We start from the raw sequence: 25,498 nt of genomic DNA, 5'->3' as shown, positions 1-25,498 counted from the left end.
GCGCTACGGGGGGGGCGTCTCCCCCTGCCCCCGCCCCCCCCCGCCCCCGGTCGGCGGGGCCGGGGCCGGGCCGCACCGCCCCCGCCCGGGCCGGCCCCCACGCCGTTCCCGCACCGGCGACCGGCACCCGCACGGGGCCCGCACGGCACCCGCACTGCACCCGCACAGCACCCGCGACCAGCACCGCACCCACGCGGCAGCACGACCCCGCACAGCAGCACAGCACCGAGAGGACCGAAGCCCCATGCCCCGCATGCCGTCGGCCGAACGACGACGCCAGCTGACGGAAGCCGCGATCCGCGTCATGGCCCGCGACGGCGTCGCCGCCACCACGACCCGCTCGGTCTGCGCCGAAGCCGGGGTCTCCCTGAGCGTCTTCCACTACTGCTTCGACTCCAAGCAGGCCCTCCTGGAGTCCGTCATCACGGCGATCACCGAGCACAGCGTCACCCTGGTACGGGAAGCCCTCCAGCCGAAGGCCACCCTCCAGGAGACCGTCCGCGCGGGCTTCCAGGCGTACTGGGACCATGTGGCCGCCCACCCCGGCGAGCACCTGCTCACCTACGAGCTCACCCAGTACGCCCTGCGCCACCCCGGCTTCGCGCACCTGGCCCGCCGCCAGTACGCGCTGTACTCCGACACCTACACCGAGCTGATCGAACAGCTCGGCGCCCGCATGGGCTTCGTGCTCCGCGTCCCCGTCCCGGTCCTGGCCCGCTACCTGGCCGCCATGACCGACGGCCTGACCCTCCAGCACCTGGTCCTCCGCGACGACGCGGCGGCCACCGCCGTCCTCGACGCGGTCGCCGCCCATGTCGCCGCCCTCGCCGGGGAGGAGACGGCCCCGGCCCGCTCCGGACCGGTCAGTTCCGGTCCAGCAGGGTGGTGAGGACGCGGGCGAGGACCGATTCCGGATCCGCCACCGCCTGGGGGGCCCGCCAGGCGACGAAGCCGTCCGGGCGGACCAGGACCGCCCCGCCCGGCTCCGTGCCGTGCGCCCCGGCCCAGTCGGCGCCGTCCTCCGGGACCAGATCGGCCTCCGGGCCCGTGCCGATGCCGTAGCCGACCAGGCGTACGTTCATGCGCTTGGCCACGGACCGGGCCGCTCCGCTCCACGGCGTGCCCTCGGAGCTGAGCAGGACGAAGGAGCGCTCGTACAGGTCGACCGTGGACCGCGGCTCCGGATCCCCGGGCGCCCGCAGCCACAGGTGCGGCGCCCGCGTGCCCGGCTCGCCGCCCAGCCGCATGCGTTCCGGTACGACGGGCAGGTCCGGGTCCGCGCCCACCACGGCGCCCTCGCCGTAGTGGTAGCCCATGGCCACGGAGAGCACCCCGTTCTGCGGGCCCTTCCCGCCCGGCTCCGCACCCTCCGCCTGCCCTGCCGCCTGCCCGGTCGCCGCCTGCCCCGCCGCCGACGCGGCGACCGGCGCGGCGACCGGCGCGGCCGCCTGCTCCGGCTCGTAGCCCGGGTGGCTGTGCTCCGCCGAACGGGCCGAGGCGCGCTCGCTCGTCGCCCGCGCCACCGGCAGCCGCTCGGACTCGTACGTCTCCAGCAGCCCCGGACCGGCCGCGCCCTCCAGGACCGCCGCCAGCTTCCAGGCCAGGTTGTGCGCGTCCTGGATGCCGGTGTTCGAGCCGAAGGCACCGGTCGGGGACATCTCGTGCGCGGAGTCGCCCGCCAGGAAGACCCGGCCGGCCACGTACCGCTGCGCGACCCGCTCGGCCGCGTGCCACGGCGCCTTGCCCGTGACCTCGACGTCCAGGTCGGGGGCGCCGACGGCCCGCCGGATGTGCTCCACGCACCGCTCGTCGGTGAAGTCCTCCAGCGTCTCGCCCCGGTCGGGGTGCCAGGGCGCGTGGAAGACCCACTTCTCGTGGTTGTCGACGGGCAGCAGCGCCCCGTCGGCGTCCGGCTTGGTCAGGTAGCAGACGATGAAGCGCCGGTCGCCGATCACGTCCGCGAGCATGCGCGAGCGGAAGGTGATGCTCACGTTGTGGAAGAGGTCCCCGTGACCGCTCTGCCCGATGCGCAGCTGTTCGCGTACGGGGCTGCGCGGTCCGTCGGCGGCGACGAGGTAGTCGGCGCGCACCGTGCTGTGCTCCCCGGTCTCCCGGTTCTTCACGAGCGCGGTGACCCCGGTCGCGTCCTGTTCGAAGGAGAGCAGCTCGGTGGAGAAGCGCAGGTCCGCCCCGAGGCCGGGGGTGACGGACATCAGCACGGGCTCGATGTCGTTCTGGCTGCACAGGCACCAGGTCGCGGGGCTGACCCGGGCGAGGGCGCCGCCCGGGTCGATCTGCTCGAACAGCCACTCCTGGTCGTCACCGGTCAGCGAGCCGCCCTGGAGGATGCCGTGGTTGTCCGACAGGACCGAGGCCGCCTCGCGGATCCGTCCCTCGACGCCGGCGACCCGGAACAGCTCCATGGTCCGGACGTTGATACCGCGCCCGCGCGGGTGCAGCGAGGTTCCCGCGTGCTTCTCGACCAGCATGTGCGTGATGCCGTGGCGGCCGAGGAACAGCGAGGTGCACAGGCCCACCAGTGAGCCGCCCACGATGAGGACCGGGACGCGGTGGTCGACGTTTTCCTTCATGGCTTCTTCCATGCCCTGTGCGAGCGGGGTTCCCTCGCCCGTTCACCCGCTTGGTTCTCCCCTCTCGCGCCTCCCGGGCTACCGGCCCACGATCGGTTCGGGTGGCGCCGCCCCGTGGCGACGACCGTGTGGTCTCGAAGGAGTGTGAACGATGACAGCCGTGTCGGAACGGATATCCCAGTCCGCCTTCGACGACTCGAGACTTCGGGTCGTACTGCTGCTGGATCTGTACGACGGTGCGCAGAACCAGTTCCTGGAGGTCTACGACCGCCTGCACCGGCAGGTGTCCTCCGTCCCCGGGCACATCCGGGACGAGCTGTGCCAGTCGATCGAGAACCCGTCGCAGTGGCTGATCACCAGTGAGTGGGAGAGCGCGCCGCGGTTCCTGGCCTGGGTCAGCAGCGAGGAGCACCTGGCCTCGGTCCAGCCGCTGCACGGCTGCGTACGGGACACCCGCTCGCTGCGTTTCAGCGTCCTGCGGGCCAGCGGCGCGGACCGGGACGGCATGGGCCCCGCACCGTCCTTCGCCTCCGCCGCGTCCTTCACCGACCTCCAGGTGGCCCCGCGGCGCGGCGACGGCGTCGTGCGGCACGCGCTGACCTTCACCGTGAAGCCGGGCAGCGAACCGGCCGTGGCCAAGCTGCTGAGCGGGTACGCGTCCCCGCAGGCGCGGGTCGACGAGCGGACCTGGCTGCGCCGCACCTCGCTGTTCATGCACGGCAACCGCGTCGTGCGGGCGCTGGAGGTGGAGGGCGATCTGCTGGCGGCGCTGCGGCATGTCGCGCAGCAGCCCGAGGTGCGGGCGCTGGAGGAGGCGATCAATCCGTATCTGGAGCAGGACCGGGACCTGACCGACCCGGCGTCGGCCCGGACCTTCTTCACCCGTGCGGCGCTGCCCGCGGTGCACCATGTCGCGGCGGGCGGCGGCGAGGAGCCGGGGCTCGGGCGGCACGCGCTGTTCTATCCGGCCAAGCCGGGGTGCGGGACGGCGCTGGCCCGGCTGCTGGCGCGGCAGGACGAGACGGCCGTGGACGACGTGACGAACCCGATCGAGGCGAGCACGGTCTTCCAGCGGGACGACATCGTGGTGCGCCTGCTCGACCTGCGGGGCCCGCTGGACGCCCGGCCCGCCCTGAGCCTGGGTGTGGAGGGCGGCCACAAGGCGGCGGTGCTGGCCCGGCTGCTCGACAGCGCCAAGGACGGCGTCCCGACCACCCACCAGGAGATCTCGCAGTTCCTCGCGCGCTCCGAGATGCGCCTGATCACCGACCGGCGTACGCCGGACCGAGCCTGAGGAGAAGTCCGTCATGACCGATCGACTCACCATCGAAGAGCTGGCCTCGCTGATGAAGAAGGGCGCCGGGATCTCCGTGGACCCCGCCGACATGGCGAACCGCCCGGATTCGGCGTTCGACGAGTGGGGGCTGGACTCCCTGGGCCTGCTCGGCATCGTCGGGGAGCTGGAGAACCGGCACAGCCGGCCGCTGCCGTCCGACGCGGACAAGTGCAAGTCGCCGCGCGAGTTCCTCGACCTCGTCAACACCGCCCTGACGGCCGGTACCTGACGCGTCCGGGCCGACGGGCGCGCCCCGCCACCCGCGCCTCGCCACCCGCGCGCCGACGCCCCGGGACCGGTTCACCGCCGGTCCCGGGGCGTCGTGGTGCGGCCGGGCGGGATCACCCGGGCACGGTGCACTCGATGGCGTGCAGGTACGCGTTGACGGGGTGGATGTCACCGACGGCCAGTCCGGCGTCGGCCAGGCGGGTGCACAGGCTCTCCTTGGTGTGCTTGGCCCCGCCGACGTTGAGCAGCAGCATCAGGTCCATGGCGGTGGTGAAGCGCATGGAGGGGGTGTCGTCGACGAGGTTCTCGATGACGACGACGCGGGTGCCGGGGCGGGCGGCGGAGACCACGTTGCGCAGGGTGCGCCGGGTGCTCTCGTCGTCCCATTCGAGGATGTTCTTGATGATGAACATGTCGGCCTCGACGGGGATCGACTCGCGGACGTCCCCGGCGACGATGCCGGTCCGTCCGGAGAGCGCCCCGCCCTCGCGCAGCCGGGGGTCGGCCTTCGCGACGACGCCCGGCAGGTCGAGCAGGAAGCCGCTGACCTCGGGGTGCTTCTCCAGCAGGCTGGCGAGTACGTGGCCCTGCCCGCCGCCGATGTCGGCGACCACGCGGACGCCGGTGAGGTCGAGGAGGGCGGCGACGTCGAGGGCCGACTGGGTGCTGGAGGTGGTCATGGCCCGGTTGAAGACGTGCGCGGAGTCGTGCGCGTCCTCGTGGAGGTAGTCGAAGAAGCCCTTGCCGTACAGCTCGTGGAAGATGCTGCCGCCGGAGCGGACGGCGTCGTCGAGCCGGGGCCATGCCTGCCAGGTCCAGGGCTCGGTGCACCACAGGGCGATGTAGCGCAGGCTGTGCGGGTCGTCCTCGCGCAGCAGCCGTGACATCGGGGTGTGGGTGAAGCGGCCGTCCTCGGTCTCGGCGAAGACGCCGTAGCAGGACAGGGCCCGCAGGAGCCGTTGCAGCGGCTGCGGTTCGGCGCCGACGGCGGCCGCGAGCTCGGTGACGGTGGCCGGCGCCGCGTCGAGGGCGTCGGCGACCTGGAGCCGGGCGGCGGCGCGTACGGCGGCGGCGCAGGCGGCGCCGAAGACGAGCTCGCGCATCCGCATGGCGGGGGGCGGGCCCTGCGGCGCGGCGGGGGTGGGAGTGGGGGCGGGTGCGCCGGTGGCGGGCGCGGGGTCGGAGCTCAGCGTGGTCATCGGGCCTCGTCTCTCCTGGTCGGGGGGAACAGCGGTCAGCACATCCCGGCGGGCACGGAGGTGTCGCACCGGTTGTCGAGGAAGCGGTTGCCGCTGCCGGTGCCCTGGTTGGCGAGGTCCGCGGGCCGGTTGTCGCGGACCACGTTGTCCTGGATGACGTTGTCGGTGTTGGTGGCGCCGACGAAGCTCTTGAAGAGCAGGATCCCGCCGGAGAGCGGGGAGGCGCCGACGTTGCCGCGGATGGAGTTGGACCGTACGACGGTCTCCTCGGCGCCGGTGAGGACGATGCCGACGCCCTGGATGTCGGGCAGGCGGCTGTTGCCCTTGCAGAACTTGTTGTTCTCGTGGATGCGGTTGCCGCGGATGGTCAGGTCCCCGGCGCCGGGCTCGCCCTCGTCGCCGACGACGAAGATCCCGCCGCAGTTCCCGGTGACCGTGTTCTGGGCGACGGTGAGGTTCCGGACGCGGCGGACGGTGACGCCGATGCGGTTGCCGGTCAGCTCGTTGCCGCGGACGACGGCGCCGAGGGTGTCGGTGGCGCCGCCCTCGCGTTCGACCGTGTTGGCGATGAAGATCCCCGACTCGGCGTTGTCGCGTGCGGTGTTCCTGCGGAAGATCCCGCGCGTGGAGCGCTCCTGGGCGATGCCCCAGGTGCCGTTCTTCTCGGAGGTGACCCGCTCGACGCTCATCCGGTCGGTGTAGGAGGCCCAGATGCCGTTGCGCTTGAAGCCCGAGACGGTCAGGGCGCGGATCTCCACCCCGGTGACGGGCTGCTGCGCCGTGCCCATGACGCAGATGCCGGTGTCGGCCTGCGAGCAGGCGGTGGCCGCGCGGAGCGGGGCCGCGGGGGCCGGTGCCGTGGCCGCGGGCGGCCTGATGACCGTGCGGTCGCCGTAGCCGCGCAGGGTCAGCCGCTTGGTGATCAGTACGTTCTCGTAGTAGGTGCCGGGCAGCACGGTGATGGTGTCGCCCGGCCGTGCGGAGTCCACCGCGTCCTGGATCGAGTCGCCGGGGCGCACGCGGAGTCCGGCCGCGGACGCGGAGGGCGCGAGCACGCCGAGACCGGCGGCCATGACGACTGCGATGCACGTGAGGGAGGTCAGTTGTCGATTCGTCACGAATTTCAAGTTATGGGTCGGTTGGGCGATATCGCCACATTGGGTGAGCGGAACGGCACGTGCCGTGGCCGAACGGCGGCATGGCGGCGCCCGTACGGGTGGACCGCGTCCGGCGGTACGCGCCGTTGCCCGCTGCCGGACGGCGCCGCTGCTCGGCGGGGGTTTCCCGGCCGCGCGCGGGACGGGCAACGGGCAACGCGTCGACCCGGCCGCCGGACCGGGCCAGGCTGAGGACGTCAGCACGAGGCAAGAACCGCAAGGGGAAACCATGCGCAAGCTGTTCCGCGGCGCCGCCGCCCTCGCCACGTCCGTCGTCGCCGTCGTCGCGCTCAGCGGCACCGTCCAGGCCCAGCCCGCCGACGCGTGGGCCGGCTGCCCCGACGGCGCCGTCTGCATCTACCCGCAGAACCAGAACCCGGCTGTCAAGCCGACGCACATCTTCTACAGCTACGGGGCCCACAACCTGAGCAACCAGTTCGGGAACCACTGGGTGCTGAACAACCAGTACGGCGGTGCGACCGCAAACCTGTGCACCGGCTACAACGGCGCGGGCTGCGGCGGCACCATCGCCGCCGGGACCGGCGTGTACGCCGACCTCACGCCCATCAACTCCGTGCGCCTCAACCGGTGACACCTGCCCCGGGACCTCGACAGGAGCCGCCCCCACGGCGGCTCCTGCCGTTCTCGTCCCGGTGGTCCGGGCAGGATGATCCACCTGCCCGCCCCCCGCTCGCGGTAGCCTGGGCCCGGCCATCTCGCTGCCTGGGCGCACCGCCATGGGGGATGTTTTGGGGGATCCGGACCGCCGGCCCGACACCGACCGCCGGCACGCATCCGACGACGCCGTACCGCCCTTCCCTGCCCAGCTGAGACGTCTGCGGCTGCAACGCGGCCTGTCCCTGGCGGACCTCGCGCGGCAGACCCATTACAGCAAGGGCTACCTCAGCAAGATCGAGACCGGCGTCAAGCCCGTCACCGTCGATGTCGCGCGGCGCTGTGACGATGTCCTGGGCGCGGGGGGTGAACTGCTGCGGATGGCCCGGGAGACGGATCCCTCCGGGACCGGTGGGGACACGCCCGCCCGGATCGGCGGGCCGCGCCCGGACGGCGAGTGCCCCTACCGCGGTCTGCCCGCCTTCACCGCGCGGGAGGCCCGCTGGTTCTTCGGCCGCGAGCGGGCCACGGCCGAGCTGACCGAACGGCTCTTCGAGCGGATCGGCACCGGCCCGCTGATGCTCGTCGCCCCCTCGGGCGCGGGCAAGTCCTCGCTGCTGAACGCCGGTCTGGTGCCGGCGCTGCGGCGCGGCGACCTCCCGATGCCGGGCGCGGGCGGCTGGCCCGTGGTGCGCTGCACGCCCACCGCCCGGCCCCTGGAGGAACTGCTCGACCGCGCCGCGAAGGTCCTCGGCAGCGATACGGGCATCAGCGCGGGGCAGTTACGTGACCACCCGCACGCCCTGCTCGACCTGGTGCACCGGCGAGCGGGACCGCCCGCGGCGGACCCCGGGGAGCCCGCGCCGCCCCCGCGGCTGGTGCTGATCGTGGACCAGTTCGAGGAGCTGTTCACGCTCTGCTCCGAGGAGGCCGGGCGCCATGCCTTCGTCCGGGTGCTGTGCGCGCTCGCCTCCCCCGGCGCGGAGGGCGCCCCGTACGACCCGGCGGTCGTGGTGCTCGGCGTACGGGCCGACTTCTCCGGGAACTGCCTGGACCTGCCGGAGCTGGCCCCGGTCTTCACCGGCGGGCTGTTCGTCCTGCCCCCGATGACCCCTACCGAGCTGCGCGCGTCGGTCACCGGCCCGGCGCGGCTCGCCGGGCTGGCCCTCGAACCGGGGCTGCTGCCGGTGCTGCTGCGCGATGTGGGCCTGCGCGAGGACCTGCCCGGCGGGATCCCCTCCGGCGCGCTGCCGCTGGTCTCGCACGCCCTGAGGGCCACCTGGGAGCAGCGCGAGGGCGCCACCCTGACCGTCGCCGGCTACGAGCGCACGGGCGGTATCCGGGGCGCGGTCGCCCGTACGGCCGAGGAGGTGTTCGCCGGGCTGTACCCGGCCGAGCAGCGCACCCTGCGCCGCGTCCTGGTCCGGCTGGTCCACCTGGCCGACGGTACGGGGGCCACGCGCCGCCGGATGAGCCGTACGGCCCTGATGGAGCAGCTGGCCGACGCGGGTCCGGCCGCCGCCGCGCTCGACGCCTTCGTACGGGCCCGGCTGATCACCCTGGACAGCGACACGGTGGAGATCACCCACGAGGCCCTGCTCGACGCCTGGCCCCGGCTGCGCGGCTGGATCCGGGCCGACCGGGCGGGGCTGCTGATCCACCAGCAGCTGGCGCACGCGGCGGAGGAGTGGGAGCGCGAGGGCCGTGATCCGTCGGCCCTGTACCGGGGCACGCGGCTGGACACCGCCCGTTCCTGGGCCGACGAGCTCGACGGGCGGGCGGTGCTCGGCCCGCTGGAGGCGGCCTTCCTGCGGGAGAGCGGGGCCGCGCGGGACGGCCGCGAACGGCAGGCCGAGCGCCAGGCGCGGCTGCGGCAGCGGATGCTGGCCACGCTCGTGGTGCTGCTGGTCCTGGCGGTGGGCGCGGGCGGGCTGGCGTACCAGCAGCGGGCGGGGGCGCTCGGGCAGGAGCGGGTGGCCCGGTCGCGGGCGCTGGCGCTGCAGTCGGCGGCGCTGGCGGCGGGGCAGCCGGAGTCCTCGATGCTGCTGGCGGGCGAGGCGTACCGGGCGTCGCCGACGAGCGAGGCGCGCGGCGCGCTGCTCAGTACGCAGGCGCAGCCGTTCGTGGCGCGGCTCGGCGGGCACGGCGGTCCTGTCAACGCGGTGGCCTTCGGTCCGGGCAACGACCTTCTGGTGACGGGCAGTTCGGACGGGACGGTGACGCTGCGGCGGATGTCGGACCGGGGGATCACCGCGACGTTCGGCCTGGCCGGCCGGGTCCGGGCGGTGGCGGTGAGCCCCGACGGCCGGACGGTGGCGGCGGCCTCCACGGAGGGTCCGGTGCGGCTCTGGGACATCGGGGGCCACCGGACGCAGGCGGTGCTCCCGGCGAGTACGACGGGTGCGCGGGCGCTGGCCTTCGGACCGGACGGGCGGACCCTGGCCACCGGCTGCGCGGACGGCGCGGTCCGGCTGTGGGAGGCGTCCGGGGCGTACGGGGAGCTCGCCTCCCTGGCCGGGCACACCGGGCGGATCAACGCGGTGGCCTTCGCGGCGGACGGCAGGAGGCTGGTCTCGGCGGGCGCCGACCGCACCGTACGGCTGTGGGACCCGGTGGAGGCGCGCGAGGAGGCCGTGCTCTCCGGGCACACCGACGAGGTGCTGGGCGCGGCCTTCGCCCCGGACGGCCGGACGGTGGCCACCGGGGGCGTGGACCGGACCGTACGGCTGTGGGACGTGGCGGAGCGCCGGACGGTGGCCACGCTGACCGGGCACAGCGACGACGTCAACGCGGTCGCCTACACCCCGGACGGGACGACGGTGATCAGCGCGGGCGGCGACGGCACGACCCGGCTGTGGGACGTGGCGGGCGGCCGCCCGGCGGCGACCCTGTCCGGGCACACCGACTATGTGCTGGGGGTGGCCGTGGACAGTACGGGCTCGATGCTGGCCACCGCCGGCTTCGACCAGTCGGTGGTGCTGTGGGACCTGCGGGGCACGGCGCTGACCTCGCGGCCGTTCACCGAGATCTGGCACGCCGCCTACAGCCCGGACGGGAAGCTGCTGGCCACCGCCGAGTCGGACCATTCGGTGCGGCTGTGGGACGTGGCGGGGCGGCGGGTGGTGGCCACCTTCCCGGGGCACAGCGAGACGGTGTTCACGGTGGCCTTCTCCCCCGACGGGCGGCTGCTGGCCTCGGCCGGTTCGGACGGCACGATCCGGCTGTGGGACGTGACGACGGCGAGCCCGTCGGCGCTGCTGCCCGGACAGGGCGGGACCGTGTTCTCGGTGGCCTTCTCCCCGGACGGGCGGACCCTGGCCTCGGCCGGCTCGGACGGCACCGTCGGGCTGTGGGACGTGGGCGCCCGCCGCCGGCTGGCCACGCTCAGCGGGCACACGGACTTCGCCAACGACGTGGCCTTCTCCCCCGACGGCCGCACCCTGGCCAGCGCGGGCGACGACCTCACCGTCCGGCTGTGGGACGTGGCCGGGCGCCGCCCGCTGGCGGCGCTCACCGGCCATACGGGCGCGGTCCGGGGAGTGGCCTTCTCCCCGGACGGCCGCACCCTGGCCAGCAGCGGCAACGACGGGACGGTGCGGCTGTGGGACGCCCGCCGCCACCGCTTCGAGGCGGCCCTGTCCGGCCACACCGGCTCCGCCCGGGGCCTGGCCTTCTCCCCCGACGGCCGCACCCTGGCCAGCAGCGGTAACGACCGTACGGTACGGCTGTGGGACGTGGCCGGGCGCCGGACCCTGGCGGTGCTCTCCGGGCATACGAACGCGGTGTGGGGGGTGGTGTTCGCCCCGGGCGGGCAGGAGGTGGCCAGCAGCAGTACGGACGGCACCGTGCGGCTGTGGAGCCTGGACGTCGGGGAGCGGCTGGCGGCGGTGGACCGGCTGCGGGAATCCCTCGGTCAGCGGTCGCGGACGGCGACGATCCCGTTGAAGACGCCGATGTAGGCGGTGCCGTCCGGGCCGAGGGTGACCGGGGCCCAGTTGTTGTCGTAGAGCGGGCCGGTCCCGGTGAGCCGGCTCCAGCGGCGCTCCCCGGTGCGGAAGTCCACGGCGGTCAGGTACCAGCCGTCGATCCCCCAGACGCTCGGCTTCTTCTCGTAGAAGTAGAGCAGGCCGTTCGCGGTGGAGAGCTTGGGGACCACGGACGGGGCGCGGACGTCGCTGTGCCAGACCGGGTCGCAGCCGCTGCCGTCGGGGCGTACGTCGATCCGGGTGACCCCGCCCACGACGGACCTGCCGAGCAGCACGGAGGTGGGGTTCTCGTAGCCGTAGTTGTTCTCGACGACGATGCTGTTGCCCCAGGTGATCAGGGAGTTGTCGGTGGTCGAGGCGCCCGCGCCGAAGACCGGCACCTTGCAGACCAGCCGCCGGTCGGCGGGGACGTCCGCGCCGCGCCGCAGGACCAGGACGTTCATCCGCTCGTCGGCGTTGTCGGTGATCGCGACATAGCCGTCGCCGAAGAGGTCGGGGGTGGTGCCCGAACCCTGGTTGACGGAGCCGGGCTTGGCGGCGGTGCCCCGGTCGTAGGTCTGGCGCCACTGCACCTCGGGGGTGCCGTCGGCCGCGGCGCGGAAGCTGTAGAGGGCGTGGTCGGAGACGATGGAGACGCCGTCCCGGGCGACGGAGAAGGAGTTCTGGATCTCCTCGCCGGGCAGCCGGACGGACCGGATCAGCGAGGTCGCCGGGTCCACGGTGCCGACGCGGCCCTGCCGGGTGACCCACCAGATACGGCCGTCCCAGTCGGGCATCACGGAGGTCACCGGGTCGCAGGTGCCGCTGGGGCGCAGGTTGGTCCAGGTCACGCAGTCGTGCGGGACGTGACCGGTGAGGTCCCAGTCGTCGTCGACGGTGAACTTCCAGCTGCCGTCCGGGTTCTGGGAGTGCGCGAGGCGCAGGACGTGCTGGCGGGAGTCGGCCAGGACGGCCCGGTCCTGGTCGTCCAGGTAGAAGTAGGCGCCGCCCGAGGTGTCCTTGAAGATCTTGCCGAAGTCGAGGGAGGTGATCGCCTCGACGGTGGAGGAGCGCTGCGGGAGCCGGTACTCGGCGAGGGTGGCGAGCGTACGGGGCTCCAGGAGCTTGACCTGGAAGCCGGTGAAGGTGCCGCAGACGGTGACCAGGCGGCCGCCGGAGTCGAAGGTGGCGGTGGCGCATTCGCCGCCGAGCGCGGCGATCTTCTCGCTGGTCACCTCGGGGTCGCGGCCGAGCGGCCCCGGCCACGGGGAGGTGGCGCTGCCCGCCGCGTCGGAGTGCATGCCGCTGCGGCCGTTGGGCGCCAGGTACGGATGCTGCGGCGGGGCCTCGCCGGGCAGTGGGGCGGAGGCCGCGGGGGCGCCCTCGTACGGGGTGATCAGCCGGTGGCCCGGGGCCTTGGGTATCTCCTCGGCCTGGGCGGGGCTCCCGTACAGCACGGTGCAGGCGGCGACGGCCGGCAGGACGGCGCAGTGCAGCGCTCTTCGGAACATCCGGACTTCCTCCAGGTCTCTTCGGTGCCGGCGGATCGCCGGCTGTCGCGCCGCCGCCCGACGCTAGGTCGCGGCGCGTGAGGAGTCCATGGACGCGCCCCATGATTCACGAAGGCGCAACAAGCGTTCAGGGGTTGAGGCCGGAGACCACGTTCGCCGTGGCCGTGAGGCCGTCGTGGATGGTCCCGGCCAGGCTGCTGCCGGCGAGGAGGAAGCCGAGCAGGACGCACACGAGCGCGTGGGAGAGCTTGAGTCCGCCGCCGCGTACGAAGATCCAGACGACGACGAAGAGCAGGACGACCACGGAGAGGGAAAGCACCATCGAGACCTCCTGAGTCCCCGTCATGGTGGCGCAGGAGGCGGGTGGGGCGGGCGAACGACGTGTCCGCCGTACGGGTGTTGACCGTCCGTGACGGCCGTGTCAGTCCTTGACGATCTCGTCCCAGTGGGTGGTGCGTTCGCACCAGCGGCCCAGCAGCACCGGGTCGTGGCCCACCGCGAGCAGCCCGGCGCCGGTGGCCGCGCGGTACTCCTCGACGACGGCGACCAGGGCTGCGGTGGTGGAGGCGTCGAGCATCGCGGTCATCTCGTCGCAGACCAGCCAGCGCGGCCGCAGCACCAGGGCCCGGGCCAGGCAGGCGCGTTGCAGCTGGCCGTCGCTGACCTCGTGGGGACGGCGGCCGAGCAGGTCCTCGCCGAGGCCGACCCGGTCCGCCAACTCGGCGACGCGCGCGGCCGCTTCCGTACGCCGTCCGGTCGCGCGGAGGGGTTCGGCGACGAGGTCGCGCAGCCGCAGGCGGGGGTCGGCGGCCAGCCGGGGCTGCTGGAAGACCAGGCCGACCGAGGTGCGCGCGGAGCGCGGGGCCCGGTGGTGGAAGCCGGTCACGGTGCGGCCGTCGAGGGTCACGGTCCCCCGGTCGGGAGCGTGCAGCAGGGCGGCGACCCGGGCCAGGGTGGACTTGCCGCAGCCGCTCGGCCCGAGGAGGCCCAGGGACGCGCCGGGGCGCAGGGTGAGGTGCGCGCCCCGGAACGCGGGGGTCCGGCGGTCGTAGCCGGCGGTGATGTCCTTGAGCTCAAGCATGGTGGCAGGCCACCCCTTCGGTGAGCGCGGGCCGCCGCTCGCGGCAGAGGGCGTCGGCGGCGGCGCACCGGGCGGCGAAGGCGCAGCCGTCGGGGAGGGCGCCGAGCTCGGGCGGGGCTCCGGGCACGGGGGTGAAGGCGCGCTCCGGGAGCGCGTCGAGCAGGCCGCGGGCGTAGGGGTGGCGGGGGCCGGGGCTGCCGAAGAAGGCTTCGGCGGGGGCGAGTTCGACGATGCGGCCCGCGTACATGACGGCGACGGTGTCGGCGATGCGCGCGGCGGCGGCCAGGTCGTGGGTGATCATCAGCAGGGCCCGGCCGGCGTCGCGGGTGTGGGCGCGCAGTTCGTCGACGGTGCGCTCGACGAGCGCGCGGTCGAGTCCGGTGGTGGGCTCGTCGGCCAGCAGCAGCGGGGCGTCCCCGACGAGGGCGAGAGAGGTCGCGGCGCGCTGGGCGAGGCCCCCGGAGAGCTCGTGGGGGTAGCGGTCGAGGTGGGTGGCGGGGAACGCGGCCCGTTCGGCGGCCGCTTCGGCCGCCGCGCGCAGGGCGGGCCGCCGGATGCCGGCCAGGGCCCGGACCGTCTCCTCCAGCTGGGACCGGATGGTGCGTACGGGGGTGAGGTGCGCGGCCGGGCTCTGCGGGACGAGGCCGACGCGCCGGCCGCGTACGGTCCGGGCGAGGGTGCGCTCACCGGCGGCCAGCAGGTCCAGGCCGTCGGCGAGGCGGGCGGAGCCGGCGGTCTCCGCGTTCTCCGGGAGCAGCCCGAGCAGGGCGGAGGCGAGCACGGACTTGCCGCAGCCGCTCTCCCCCACCAGCGCGAGGCAGGCCCCGGGGGCGAGGCGGAGGCTGACCTCGCTGACGGCCTCGACGTACCGGCTCCCGCGCATCCGGAAGCGGACGGAGAGGTCCTGCACGGCGAGCACGGGCGCGAGGGTGTCGTTCTCGGTCACAGGGTCAGCTCCGAGCGGCGGCGGGGGTTCTGCCGGTCGCGCCAGGCGCCCGCCAGGCCCGCGATCGCCAGCGTGGGCAGGATCAGCAGCAGGCCGGGGAAGAGGGTGGGCCACCAGTCCCCGGCGAGCAGCGAGCCGCGGCCGGTCTGCACCAGGGAGCCCAGACTCGCCTGGTGGGCCGGGAGCCCCAGCCCCAGGAAGGACAGGGCGGACTCGTGCCACATGGCGTGCGGGACCATCAGCACGGCGGCCAGCCCCGCCTGCGGCAGGATCCCGGGCACCAGGTGCCGTACGGCGACCCGCCACCGCGAGGCTCCGCCGGAGACGGCCGCGTCCACATAGGGGCGGCCGCGCAGGGACAGGACCTCGGCGCGGACGATCCGGGCGGTGGAGAGCCAGTGGGTGACGGCCACGGAGACGATCACCGGCCAGACCCCGGGGCGGAACATCGCGACGACGAAGATGCCGAGGAGCAGGTGTGGGATCGAGGACAGGGTGTCGACGGCCCGCATCACCGCCCGGTCGGTCCAGCCGCCCAGGGCTCCCGCGGCCGCGCCCACGGCGGTGCCGATCACGGTGGCGGCCAGGGCGGCCACCAGGCCGACGAGCAGGGAGACGCGCAGCCCGTAGACGCAGCGCAGCAGCAGGTCGCGGCCGACGTCGTCGGTGCCGAAGGGGTGCGCCCAGGACGGGGGCAGCAGCTTCGCCGAGAGGTCCACCGCCTGCTGGTCCAGCTGAACCACGGGCGGTACGAGCAGCACGGCCAGGACGATCACCGCGAGCACGGCGGCGGAGGTGCGGACGCGCAGGGTGCGCGTGGAGCGCCGGGCCCGGCCGCGGGCCCGCCAGGCGAGCTCAGCCATCGAAGCCCACCCTGGGGTCGGCGAGCCCGTACAGCAGGTCGGAGAGCAGGTTCCCGGCCAGGACGGCGGCGGTGGCGAGCACGGTGAGGGCGGCCAGCAGCGGGAAGTCCACGGCGGTGGCGGCCTGTACGGTCGCGGCCGCGATGCCCGGCCAGCTGAACACGGTCTCGACCAGCAGCGCGCCGGTGATCAGCTCCGGCACCCGCGAGCCGATCAGCGTCAGCATGGGCAGCATCCCGGAGCGCAGCGCGTGCCCGAGCAGGACGCCCCGCTCGGCCAGACCCCGCGCGCGGGCGCCCCGTACGGGGTCCTCGGCAAGGGCGTCGGCCACGCCCTGGCGGGCGTACAGGAAGAACCAGGGCAGCTGGGAGAGGCCCAGCACCAGGGCGGGGAGCACCAGATGGGAGGCGACCTGCCCGAAGGTGACGGTGTCGCTGCCGGCGTCGGTCAGCCCGCCGGAGGGCAGGGCTCCGAGGCGTACGGAGAAGAACCAGATGGCGAGCAGCCCCAGCCAGAACGCGGGGGCGGCCTCCAGGGTGTAGGCGAGCCCGGACACGGTCCGGTCCAGCACACCGCCCTGCCGGCGCGCGGCGAGCACCCCGAGCGCGGTGCCGGCCAGGACGGCCAGGGCGAAGGCGCAGACGGCGAGCAGCGCGGACCAGCCGAGCCGTTCCGTGATCACGTCGGCGACGGGCTGGCGCATCACGGAGGAGGTGCCGAGGTCGCCGGTGAGCGCGGAGCCGAGCCAGTCCCACCAGCGCTCGGCCAGGGGCCGGTCCACGCCGAGGTTGGCGCGCAGCTGGTCGAGTTCGGCCTGCGAGGCGGTGAGCCCGGCGGTGCCGGCGTACGCCTTGACGGGATCGAAGGGGGACAGCGCGGCGACGGCGAAGACGCCGAAGGTGACGGCGAGCAGCACCGGGGCGGCGGACAGGACCCGCCGCCCCGCCATGCGCGCCATCCGCCCCCAGGGAAGCCGGGCGGAGCGGGCGGAGCCGGTGGCGCCGGTGGAGCGGGCGGTCACTGGGCTGGGCTCACTTCTGCTTCGGCTTCCAGCTCTCGATGTTCCACCAGGGGCCGGAGCCGAGCCCGTGGTCGTGGGGCTCGACCTGGGTGCTGGGGCCGTCCCACTTGTCGTTCACGACGTAGAGGTGGTCGATGTGGGTGAGGAAGACATAGCCCGGGTTCTGCGCGAGCCGCTGCTGCACGGTGTCGTACGCGGCCTTGCGCACGGCCGGGTCGCCGCTGCGGCGGCCCTCGGCGAGGGCGGTGTCCACGGCCGGGTCCTCGTACCAGGCCATGTTGTTGAAGCCGTCGCCGCCGAGGGTGGAGGTGAGCAGCTGGTACTGGTCGAAGTCCGGGTCGGCCGGGGAGCCGCCGCCCGCGAGGACGGCCTCGGTCTTCATCCGGGGCTCGATGACCTCCCAGGTCCCCGCCTCGGTCTTCACCTCGATGCCGGCCTTTTTGGCGTCGGAGGCGAAGGCGAGGGCGTGGTCCTGGCGGATCTTGTCGCCGGAGGTGTACCAGAGCGGGAAGGAGGCGCGGACCCCGTCCTTGGTGCGGATGCCGTCCTCGCCGGGCTTCCAGCCGGCCTCGTCCAGGAGCGTGCGTGCCCGGCCGAGGTCGTGGGCGCGTTCGGTGCCGGCGGTGAACCAGGGGCTGTCGGTGGGGACGGGGCCGTAGGCGGGCTTGCCCGCGCCCTCCAGCAGCGTGCCGACCATGGCGGTGCGGTCGACGGCGAGGTCGAGGGCCCGGCGGACCGCCGTGTCGCCGGTCACCGGGTGGTGGGTGGGGAGGGTGACGTTGCGGTAGTCGAAGGTCTTGGCGGCGTGGGTGCGGCGCGCGGTGTCCTTGGCGAAGCCCTTGGCGAGGTTGGGCGGCAGGATCGCCCCGTCGAGCTCGCCGGAGCGCAGCCGGGTGGCGCGGACGTCGTCGTCCTTGATCACGGCCATGGTGAACCGTTTCACCGCGGGCTCGCCGCCCCAGTAGCCGGGGTTGGCCCTGAAGCTGAGCTTCTCGCCCTTGGACCAGCCGGTGAGCACGTACGGGCCGGTGCCGACGGGCCGGGTGGTGAAGTCGCCGCTGTTGACGTCCTGCCGGGCGGCGATGTGCTCGGGGGCGATCGGCAGGACGGTGCGCTCGGCGAAGGGGGCGTAGGGGTACTTGAGGGTGAAGACGACGGTGTCCTCGCCGCGTGCCTCGACCCCCTCGATCGCGTCGAGTTCGGTCTTGGAGGCGTTGTTGGTGCCGGCGGCGAGGATCGTCCGGTAGGTGAAGACGACGTCCTTGGCGGAGAAGGGCGCCCCGTCGCTGAACTTCACGCCCTGGCGCAGCGGGTAGGTGTAGGTGCGGCCGTCGGCGGAGACCTCGGGGAGGGCGGCGGCGAGCGCGGGCTGGAGCCGCATGCCCGCGTCGTGGGTGAGCAGCCCGTCGAAGATCTTGGAGTTGCCGTCCTTGCCGTAGCCCAGGAGCGGGCTGAGGCTTTCCGGTTCGGTGGCGATGCCGACCACGACGGAATCGGCGCCCGCGCCCGCGTCCCCGGCCGCGCCGCCGCCGGGGGCGGAGCAGGCCGCCAGGCCCGTGGTGAGTGCGGCGGCCAGCATCGTCGCCCTGGCCGCTCCCCGTACTGTCCGGGCCGTCATGCGCTGCACATCCCTGTTCATGATCATATGTTTCTGCAAACGGCTCGCAATATTGCCAGACGCGATCAGACGAAGACGAATCGGGGCACACCGCCGGGCCGGGGCGCCGGACCCGGCCGCAGGGGTCTTGTCGGCCTCCGGCCTTCCGTGCCATATATGTCTAGACCTTTACGGACGCCACGGAAGGCACCCCGTGCGACGCAGCGCCCCCACGCTCGCTCTCCTCCTGGCCCTCGCGGGCCTCACCGGTACGACGGCCCTCACGGCGTGCACCGCCCCCGACGAGCAGCCCCCGCCCGCCCCCGCCGGGCTCACCGCGCAGGCCGGCAGCGCCAGCTCCGTGCACGTCATGTGGGAGGCGGCCGCGGAGGCCGACGGGGTGACCCGCTACCGGGTCTTCGAGGGCGGCCGCGAGGTCCGCGTCCTCGCGGCGGACCGGACCATGGTGGACATCACCGGCCTGACCCCGCAGACCGGCTACACCTTCACGGTCCGCGCCGAGGACGCCGCCGGGAACCTCGGCGCGCCCGGCCCGGAGGCCCGGGTGACCACCCCCGCGGCCAAGGCCGAGGACCGCGGCGCGCCCACCGCCCCGGCCACCACCACCGGCGCGGCCACCGGCCCGCGCTCCGCCCGGCTGTCCTGGACCCCGTCCACGGACGACACCGGGGTCACGGCGTACGACATCCACCAGGGCGGCGTCCGCATCCACACCGTGGGCCCCGGCGAGAGCGGCACCACGCTGACCGGGCTGCGGCCCGACACCGTCTACACCTTCACCGTCCGCGCCCGCGACGGGGCCGACAACTCCTCCCCCGACGGCCCGCCCGTGGACGTGACCACCCCGCCCGCCTCCGGCGAGGGCCCCGGCACCGCGCCCGCCGATTTCACCGCGACCGCCTCCCCGGGCGCCGTGACCCTCTCCTGGACCGCCCCGGACACCGGGCGCGAGACCTCCGAGTACGAACTGTTCGTGAACGGGAAGCCCACCACCGTCGTCCAGTTCGGCGCGGGCGCGGTGCCCGCGGGCCGGGCGGAGCACCGGCTCAGCGTCTCCGAACCGGCCGGTACCACCTGGGCGGTGAAACTGCGCGCCCGGCTGCCCGACGGCACCTGGGGGGCCTTCTCCGCAGAGCGGACGATCACCCTCACACCGTGAGGCCGGGGACGGATCCGGCTTTCACGGCACGGCCGGACGGAAAGATCGCGCACAATACTCCCGTGTTCGGTGAGTACTCGGTCAATGACAGTCAGGCAGATTCCACGAAGTCCCGGAACGGCTACCCCCCTGCCGCCTCCGGCGCGGCCGCCGGCGGCCTGCCCCCGGAACCGGCGAGCTTCGTGGGCCGCGCGGCCGAACTGCGCTTAGTGGGCGAGCTGTTGCGGGACCGCCGGCTGATCACCCTCACCGGGGTGGGCGGGGTCGGCAAGTCCCGGCTCGCCCTGCGGGCCGTCGCGGACCCCCGCCAGGCCCGGACCGACGGGGTCCGGTGGGTGGAGCTGTCGCCGCTGCGCGATCCCGCCCTGCTCACCGCGACCGTCGCGCAGGCCGTGGGCCTCGCCGGCCACTCCCCCCGCCCGCCCGACGAGGAGCTGTGCGCGTGGCTGGCCGACAAGGAACTGCTGCTGGTGCTGGACACCTGCGAGCACCTGGTCTCCGAGTGCCGCCACCTCGTCGGTGAACTCCTGCAGTCGGCACCGGGACTGACCGTCCTGGTCACCTCCCGGGAACCGCTGGGCTGCCCCACGGAGGAGGTGGTCGAGGTCCGCCCGCTGCCGTGCGAGGGCCCCGACAGCGACGCCCTGGCGCTCTTCCGCGCCCGCGCCCTCACCGCCGCCCCCGCCGCCTCGGCCGTCTTCGCCGATCCCGGGCGGACCGCCGTGGCCACCGAGGTCTGCCGCCGGCTTGACGGGATCCCGCTCGCGCTCGAACTGGCCGGCGCCCGGCTGGGATCGTGGACGGTGGAGCAGATGGCCGAACGGATGGACGAGCGCTTCGAGATGCTGTCCGGGCTGCGCGTCGCCCTGCCGCCGCGGCACCGCACCCTGCGGACCACCATCGGCTGGAGCCACGAACTGTGCGCGCCACTGGAACGGCTGCTCTGGGCCCGGCTGTCGGTCTTCACCGGTGATTTCGACCTCGCCGCGGCCCGCGCCGTGTGCGCGGGCGGCCCGCTGCCCGCCGCCCGGGTGGAGCGGATCCTGTCCGGCCTCACCGCCAAGTCGGTGGTGCTGCGCGTACGGGAACGCGGCGCCGGGACCCGCTACCGGATGCTGGACACGATCCGCGAGTACGGGCACGACTGGCTGGCCGAGCTGGGCGAGGTGCAGATCGTCACCGACCGGCACGCCCACTGGTACGCGGCCCTGTCCCAGGCCGCCGAGCGCGGCTGGATGGGCCCGGGGCAGCTGGACTGGTACCGCAGGATCACCGCCGAGCACGCCCAACTGCGCACCGCCCTGGAGCATTTGCTCACCGCCGACCCTGGCGCGGCCCTGGAGATGGCCGGGGCCCTGTGGTTCTACTGGTTCTCCTGCGGCCATGTCCACGAGGGCCGGGCCTTCCTGGAACGGGCCCTGCGCGCCGCCCCGCGCACCGGCACCGCGTACCACCAGGCCCGGTGGGCCCTCGGGCTCACCGCCCTCCTCCAGGGCGATCTGGACACCGCCCGCAGCAGCGCCGAGGAGTGCGCCCGGGACGCCGTACCGCTGGCCGATCCGGAACGGGAGCTGCGCGCGGCCTACCTCCAGGCGGCCGCCGCCCTGCTGCCCGGCGACCCGCTGCGCGCCCTGTCCCTGGCCGGACCCGGGGCGGGGGCCGAGCGGGGCGGCCGTACCGGCGGCGCGGGCCGGCTGCTGTGCCGGCTGGCCGGTGCCTACGCCCTGTGCGACCTGCGGCGGTACGAGGAGGCGGCGGCGGAGGCCCGGTCCCTGCGCGAGGCGTGCGCGGAGCTGGGCGAGCGCTGGCTGCGGGCCTACGCGGAATACGTGCTGGCGGTGGCCTCGCTGGGCCTCGGCGACCACGGGGAGGCGGCCCGGCACGTACGGGCCATGCTGTCGGGCAAGCGGCTGCTCGGCGACCGCTTCGGCATCGCCCTGGGCCTGGACCTGCTGGCGGCGTCGGTGGCCGGGCTGGGCGACGGGGAGCTGGCGGCCCGGCTGCTGGGCACGGCACACGCCTGGTGGCGGACCGTCGGGCGGCCGCAGATGGGCTCGCCCTCGCTGACGGCCCTGCGGAAGCGGAGCGAGCGGCAGGCACGGGCGGCGATCGGGGACACCGCCTACGAGGCGGCGTTCAGCGGGGGCGCGGCGGCGGTCACGGGCTGAGCGGCGGCCGCGCCGGCCCGGTCCGGGAACTCCCGCCGGGCCTCACGGCCGGGCGGCAGCCCGCGGACGGGGGTAACACCGGGGCTCCCGTCAGTACGGGAGGGGTCTGCCCGACGGTGTACGCAGGTCCAGGTCTCGGGGGGCGGGCTTGGGGACGGGCTTGCGGATCAGCTGCTGACGCATGCTGCCTCCTCGCTCAGACCAGGGCCGGGCGGCGCGGTTGCACCGCACGGCTGTCGGGGAGCAGTTCGCCGGTGTCGTCGAAGACCACCACTCCGTTGCACAGCAGGCTCCACCCCTGTTCGGGGTGGGGAGCCACGATGCGTGCGGCGTCGTGGTCGGCGCTGTCGGCGGCTGGGCAGGGGGGCTGGTGGGAGCACATGGCGCACCTCCTCGCTGAGTGGGGCGGGAGGGCCGGTGGTCACCCGGTCGATTCCGCGATCCACGGTGGCGGCGAGTATTACTGATCTCCGCCCCCGGACGGAACCCATATTGGCGATCCAGTTCACGGTGTGTATGCCCGATTACGATGCGCTCATGCCCGTGATCCGGATCGTTCACCGCACGTCCGCGCCGGCCGCCGAGGCGTGGTCGCGGCTCACCGACTGGGAGCGCCATGGTGCGCAGGTCCCCCTGACGCGGACGATCATCGAGACGGATCCGCCGACGCACGCCGGGACGGTCTTCACCGCGCGCACGGGTGTGGCCGGGATCACATTCGACGACCGGATGGAGGTCACCGTCTGGCGGCCGCCGACGGCGGACTCGGCCGGGCTGGCCCGGCTGGAGAAGCGCGGACGGGCCGTGACGGGCTGGGCGGAGATCGAGATCCGCCCGCTGCCCGCGGGCGGCTCGGAGGTCCACTGGCGCGAGGACCTGCGCGTTCGCGGCCTCCCCCGCGCCCTGGACCCGCTGGTCGCGGCGGCGGGCCGGCTGCTCTTCGGCCGGGCCCTCGTCCGGCTGCTGCGCGGCTGAGGGGCCCGGCAAGATCCGGAAGGGGCGGGCTAGGGTGCCGTGGTCACCGGAGGCGGTGATCATGACCTGAGGAGAGTTCCGTGGCCAGTCCGCCACCGCCCGCGCAGGGCCCGTACCCGCATCCGGGCCCGCATCCCGGGCCGTACGGCGCCCCGCAGGCCGCGCAGCAGCCGTACGGCGCCTACGGAGCGCATCCGCGGCCGGGGCGGTACGGGTGCGCCCTGTGCGGGGGCTGGCCGGCCGCGCCCGTCACCGTACGCGGTCATCAGGGGCTGATCGTGCTGATGCGCTTCCTGAGCACGCCGGGGCCGTTCTGCCGGGACTGCGGGCTCGCCACCTACCGCCGGATGTCCTCGGACACCCTGTGGCAGGGCTGGTGGAGCCCGCTGTCCCTGGTCGCCGCGCCGGTGACCCTGCTCATGAACCTCGGCCCGCGCGCGGCCTTCCGCCGGCTCGCCCCGCCGAGCGGCGGCTTCCGCCCGCCGCTGGACCCGGGCAAGCCGCTGTGGTGCCGGGCCCCCGCCCTGCTGGTGCTCGTCCCGCTCTCCCTGCTGTCCCTGCTGGTCCCGGTGCTGCTCGTAATGGGGCTGCTCGCCGGGGACGAGGATCCGGGCCCGCTGCGGTCCGGGGAGTGCGTGCGCAACGAGGGCGACTGGAGCGACCAGCGGCTCGTGGTCACCGACTGCGGCTCCCGGCGGGCGCAGTACCGGGTCTCCCGCCCCTCGGAGGGCACGGGCGGCAGCTGCGCGCCGGGCGACTACCTGGCCCGCGCGGAGTACGGCCCGGACGGCACCCTCACCTGCCTGACGCCGCTGCGCTGAGGGGCGGGTGCCGCCGTCCGGCCGGGGGTCAGCGGATCGGCATGCCCGAGATGGTGCGGGCGATCACCAGCCGCTGGATCTCGCTCGTGCCCTCGAAGATGGTGTAGATCGCACTGTCGCGGTGCATGCGCTCCACCGGGTACTCGCGGGTGAAGCCGTTGCCGCCCAGGATCTGCACCGCTTGGGCGGTGACCTTCTTCGCCACCTCGCTCGCGAAGAGCTTGGACATCGACCCCTCGGCCGATTCGAAGGGCCGGCCCGCCACGGCCATCCAGGAGGCCCGCCACACCAGCAGCCGGGCCGCGTCGATCTGCGTACGCATGTCCGCCAGCTGGAAGGCGACGCCCTGGTTGTCGATGATGGGGCGCCCGAACTGGGTGCGGGTCCGCGCGTAGTCCAGGGCCACCTCGTAGGCGGCGCGGGCGGTGCCCACCGCCATCGCGCCGACGGCCGGCCGGGACGCCTCGAAGGTGGCCATGGCCGCGTTCTTCACACGCTCGCCGCCGCCGCTGCGGGCCCGCTCGCGGGTCCGGGCCAGCCGCTCGTCCAGCTTCTCCTTGCCGCCGAGCAGGCAGTTGCCGGGGATCCGTACGTCCTCCAGGACCACCTCGGCGGTGTGCGAGGCGCGGATGCCGTGCTTCTTGAACTTCTGGCCCTGCGAGAGGCCGGGGGTGCCGGGCGGCACGATGAAGGAGGCGTGGCCCTTGGTGCCCAGCTCGGCGTCGACGACGGCCACGACGATGTGGACGTTGGCGATGCCGCCGTTGGTGGCCCAGGTCTTGGTGCCGTTGAGCACCCACTCGTCCTTGGCCTGGTCGTAGACGGCGCGGGTGCGCATGGAGCCGACGTCGGAGCCGGCGTCCGGCTCGGAGGAGCAGAAGGCGGCCACCTTCACGTCGTCGGGGGTGCCGTACATCTGCGGGATCCAGGTGCCGATCTGCTCCTCGGTGCCGTTGGCGACGACGCCGATGGCCGCGAGCCCCGTGCCGACGATGGAGAGCGCGATGCCGGCGTCGCCCCAGAACAGCTCCTCCATGGCCATCGGGATGCCGAGGCCGGTCGGGTCGAAGAACTGCTGGGCGTAGAAGTCCAGCGAGTAGATGCCGACCTTGGCGGCCTCCTGGATGACGGGCCAGGGGGTCTCCTCGCGCTCGTCCCATTCCGCGGCGGCGGGGCGCATCACGTCGGCCGCGAAGCCGTGGATCCAGTCCCGCACCTGCTTCTGGTCGTCGTTCAGCTCCATGGTGAACTCCGCCATGTCCCCTCCACCTGTCCGTGCTCGTCCCTGCGGAGGTTACTAGCGGTAACCTGCGCGAAGGCCACAGTCTGTTACCGGCGAGTAAGCACTGTCAAGCGCCGTCGACACCGGCGGCGGCCCCGGGCGGGGGGCCGCGGGTGTTACGTTGCGTGGGCGTCACGCACATCGCAAGGGCGGGGAGAGAACACGTCATGGAGACCACGCAGCAGGCCGGCGAACCGGGAGCGGCCGAGCGGCGCCGGCGGGAGCTGCTCGAAGCGGCGGACCGGGTCGTGCTGAGGGACGGGCCCAAGGCGTCCATGAACGCCATCGCCGCCGAGGCGGGCATCACCAAGCCGATCCTCTACCGGCACTTCGGGGACAAGGCGGGCCTCTACCAGGCCCTCGCGGTCCGGCACACCGACGCGCTGCTCGGCTCGCTGCGGGCGGCGCTGGACGCGCCCGCGGAGCGCCGGCGGCGGGTGGAGGCCACGCTCGACACGTACCTCGCCGCGATCGAGGCCCGGCCGCAGGTGTACCGCTTCCTGATGCACCCGGCGGAGGACTCGCACTCCGCGGAGCGGGGCTTCGACGTGGGGCTGCACTCGGCGCCGTTGCTGCGCAGGCTGGGCGAGGAGCTGGCGGAGGTCATCAGCGAGCGGGTGGATCTGGGGCCGGGGGGTGAACGGCTGGCGCGGGTCTGGGGCCATGGCATCGTCGGCATGATGCATGCCGCGGGCGACTGGTGGCTGGGCGAACGGCCCTGCGCCCGCGAGGACCTGGTAACGGCCCTGACCGACCTCCTCTGGGGCCGCCTCTCCACGGCAGGCAACCGAGCCGACGGCCCCGGCTTCTGACCCGTTCGACTGCGTCGGCCAATCCAGCTGGGCCGGCCCATTCCAGCCTCGCCGGGGCCGGACGCGCCCTGGCGGGACCGACCCGGCCGCGCCACATCCAGCCCCGCCGGCGTTTGAGGCGCGGGTCCGGGCAGAGCCCGGTGCCCGGCG

22 protein-coding genes are annotated in these 25,498 nt (G+C 74.3%); 10 read left to right on the top strand and 12 right to left on the bottom strand.

Annotated elements, in window-relative coordinates; translation table 11 throughout:
* The first annotated feature begins 244 nt into the window (after window positions 1-244).
* Window positions 245-889 carry a TetR/AcrR family transcriptional regulator gene (locus ABZ873_RS28625; RefSeq protein WP_360877768.1) on the top strand — a complete coding sequence of 215 codons (645 nt, stop codon included), beginning with the start codon at window positions 245-247 and terminating at the stop codon, window positions 887-889.
* On the opposite strand, the gene ABZ873_RS28620 is transcribed toward ABZ873_RS28625, so the two are convergent.
* Window positions 864-2,591 (bottom strand): FAD-dependent monooxygenase, encoded by a 1,728-nt coding sequence (locus ABZ873_RS28620; protein ID WP_360877765.1) that lies wholly within the window; start codon window positions 2,589-2,591, stop codon window positions 864-866. The genes ABZ873_RS28625 and ABZ873_RS28620 overlap by 26 nt on opposite strands.
* Before the next feature lie 151 nt (window positions 2,592-2,742).
* Here ABZ873_RS28620 and ABZ873_RS28615 point away from each other — a divergent pair, with 151 nt between their 5' ends.
* The gene (locus ABZ873_RS28615) at window positions 2,743-3,885 is read left to right on the top strand and encodes a SchA/CurD-like domain-containing protein (RefSeq protein ID WP_360877762.1); all 1,143 of its coding nucleotides are present in this window, start codon (window positions 2,743-2,745) and stop codon (window positions 3,883-3,885) included.
* Between the two features lie 13 nt (window positions 3,886-3,898).
* The gene (locus ABZ873_RS28610) at window positions 3,899-4,156 is read left to right on the top strand and encodes an acyl carrier protein (protein ID WP_360877759.1); all 258 of its coding nucleotides are present in this window, start codon (window positions 3,899-3,901) and stop codon (window positions 4,154-4,156) included.
* A 112-nt stretch (window positions 4,157-4,268) separates the two neighbouring features.
* Here ABZ873_RS28610 and ABZ873_RS28605 read toward each other — a convergent pair whose 3' ends face one another.
* Window positions 4,269-5,354 carry a methyltransferase gene (locus ABZ873_RS28605; protein WP_360877756.1) on the bottom strand — a complete coding sequence of 362 codons (1,086 nt, stop codon included), beginning with the start codon at window positions 5,352-5,354 and terminating at the stop codon, window positions 4,269-4,271.
* A 35-nt stretch (window positions 5,355-5,389) separates the two neighbouring features.
* Entirely contained in the window at window positions 5,390-6,472 is a 1,083-nt protein-coding gene (locus tag ABZ873_RS28600; RefSeq protein ID WP_360877754.1) for a right-handed parallel beta-helix repeat-containing protein, read from the bottom strand.
* Between the two features lie 268 nt (window positions 6,473-6,740).
* Between ABZ873_RS28600 and ABZ873_RS28595 the strand changes: the two genes are divergently transcribed.
* Together ABZ873_RS28595 and ABZ873_RS28590 are read left to right on the top strand one after the other, a co-directional pair.
* Window positions 6,741-7,103 carry a hypothetical protein gene (locus tag ABZ873_RS28595; protein WP_360877751.1) on the top strand — a complete coding sequence of 121 codons (363 nt, stop codon included), beginning with the start codon at window positions 6,741-6,743 and terminating at the stop codon, window positions 7,101-7,103.
* Window positions 7,104-7,248: 145 nt separating this feature from the next.
* On the top strand, window positions 7,249-11,085 hold the full coding sequence (locus tag ABZ873_RS28590) for a helix-turn-helix domain-containing protein (RefSeq protein ID WP_360877748.1): 3,837 nt from the start codon (window positions 7,249-7,251) through the stop codon (window positions 11,083-11,085).
* On the opposite strand, the gene ABZ873_RS28585 is transcribed toward ABZ873_RS28590, so the two are convergent.
* The 7 genes from ABZ873_RS28585 to ABZ873_RS28555 form a co-directional block, all read right to left on the bottom strand.
* A complete protein-coding gene (locus ABZ873_RS28585) occupies window positions 11,040-12,602 on the bottom strand; it encodes a hypothetical protein (protein ID WP_360877745.1) in 1,563 nt (520 codons plus the stop codon). The two genes, ABZ873_RS28590 and ABZ873_RS28585, sit on opposite strands and share 46 nt — an antisense overlap.
* A 127-nt stretch (window positions 12,603-12,729) precedes the next feature.
* The gene (locus ABZ873_RS28580) at window positions 12,730-12,924 is read right to left on the bottom strand and encodes a hypothetical protein (RefSeq protein WP_360877743.1); all 195 of its coding nucleotides are present in this window, start codon (window positions 12,922-12,924) and stop codon (window positions 12,730-12,732) included.
* A 99-nt stretch (window positions 12,925-13,023) separates the two neighbouring features.
* Complete coding sequence (locus ABZ873_RS28575; RefSeq protein ID WP_360877740.1) at window positions 13,024-13,683, bottom strand: ATP-binding cassette domain-containing protein; 660 nt, start codon at window positions 13,681-13,683, stop codon at window positions 13,024-13,026.
* Window positions 13,676-14,566 carry an ABC transporter ATP-binding protein gene (locus tag ABZ873_RS28570; protein WP_360877776.1) on the bottom strand — a complete coding sequence of 297 codons (891 nt, stop codon included), beginning with the start codon at window positions 14,564-14,566 and terminating at the stop codon, window positions 13,676-13,678. The genes ABZ873_RS28575 and ABZ873_RS28570 overlap by 8 nt, the downstream gene beginning before the upstream one ends.
* 59 nt (window positions 14,567-14,625) lie before the next feature.
* The gene (locus tag ABZ873_RS28565; protein WP_360877736.1) at window positions 14,626-15,492 is read right to left on the bottom strand and encodes an ABC transporter permease; all 867 of its coding nucleotides are present in this window, start codon (window positions 15,490-15,492) and stop codon (window positions 14,626-14,628) included.
* Entirely contained in the window at window positions 15,485-16,450 is a 966-nt protein-coding gene (locus ABZ873_RS28560) for an ABC transporter permease (protein ID WP_360877774.1), read from the bottom strand. Before ABZ873_RS28560 ends, ABZ873_RS28565 begins: the two co-directional genes overlap by 8 nt.
* A 73-nt stretch (window positions 16,451-16,523) precedes the next feature.
* Window positions 16,524-18,131, bottom strand: a complete 1,608-nt coding sequence (locus tag ABZ873_RS28555; RefSeq protein ID WP_360877771.1) for an ABC transporter substrate-binding protein — start codon at window positions 18,129-18,131, stop codon at window positions 16,524-16,526.
* Between the two features lie 193 nt (window positions 18,132-18,324).
* Here ABZ873_RS28555 and ABZ873_RS28550 point away from each other — a divergent pair, with 193 nt between their 5' ends.
* Together ABZ873_RS28550 and ABZ873_RS28545 are read left to right on the top strand one after the other, a co-directional pair.
* Entirely contained in the window at window positions 18,325-19,290 is a 966-nt protein-coding gene (locus ABZ873_RS28550; RefSeq protein ID WP_360877733.1) for a fibronectin type III domain-containing protein, read from the top strand.
* Window positions 19,291-19,352: 62 nt separating this feature from the next.
* Window positions 19,353-21,458 carry an NB-ARC domain-containing protein gene (locus ABZ873_RS28545; RefSeq protein WP_360877730.1) on the top strand — a complete coding sequence of 702 codons (2,106 nt, stop codon included), beginning with the start codon at window positions 19,353-19,355 and terminating at the stop codon, window positions 21,456-21,458.
* Between the two features lie 196 nt (window positions 21,459-21,654).
* Here the strand turns inward: ABZ873_RS28545 and ABZ873_RS28540 are convergent, their stop codons facing one another.
* A complete protein-coding gene (locus ABZ873_RS28540; RefSeq protein WP_360877727.1) occupies window positions 21,655-21,840 on the bottom strand; it encodes a DUF5999 family protein in 186 nt (61 codons plus the stop codon).
* A 155-nt stretch (window positions 21,841-21,995) separates the two neighbouring features.
* On the opposite strand from ABZ873_RS28540, the gene ABZ873_RS28535 reads away from it, so the two are divergent.
* Window positions 21,996-22,433 (top strand): SRPBCC family protein, encoded by a 438-nt coding sequence (locus ABZ873_RS28535; RefSeq protein WP_360877724.1) that lies wholly within the window; start codon window positions 21,996-21,998, stop codon window positions 22,431-22,433.
* Between the two features lie 80 nt (window positions 22,434-22,513).
* Window positions 22,514-23,254, top strand: a complete 741-nt coding sequence (locus ABZ873_RS28530; protein ID WP_360877721.1) for a hypothetical protein — start codon at window positions 22,514-22,516, stop codon at window positions 23,252-23,254.
* 28 nt (window positions 23,255-23,282) lie between these two features.
* On the opposite strand, the gene ABZ873_RS28525 is transcribed toward ABZ873_RS28530, so the two are convergent.
* Complete coding sequence (locus ABZ873_RS28525) at window positions 23,283-24,512, bottom strand: acyl-CoA dehydrogenase family protein (RefSeq protein ID WP_360877720.1); 1,230 nt, start codon at window positions 24,510-24,512, stop codon at window positions 23,283-23,285.
* A gap of 191 nt (window positions 24,513-24,703) precedes the next feature.
* On the opposite strand from ABZ873_RS28525, the gene ABZ873_RS28520 reads away from it, so the two are divergent.
* A complete protein-coding gene (locus tag ABZ873_RS28520; RefSeq protein ID WP_360877717.1) occupies window positions 24,704-25,348 on the top strand; it encodes a TetR family transcriptional regulator in 645 nt (214 codons plus the stop codon).
* The last annotated feature ends 150 nt before the right edge of the window (window positions 25,349-25,498 follow it).

It is taken from the genome of Streptomyces sp. NPDC047014 (genome assembly GCF_040644195.1).
Classification (GTDB): Bacteria; Actinomycetota; Actinomycetes; order Streptomycetales; family Streptomycetaceae; genus Streptomyces.
This window is presented reverse-complemented; position numbering and strand designations above follow the sequence as displayed.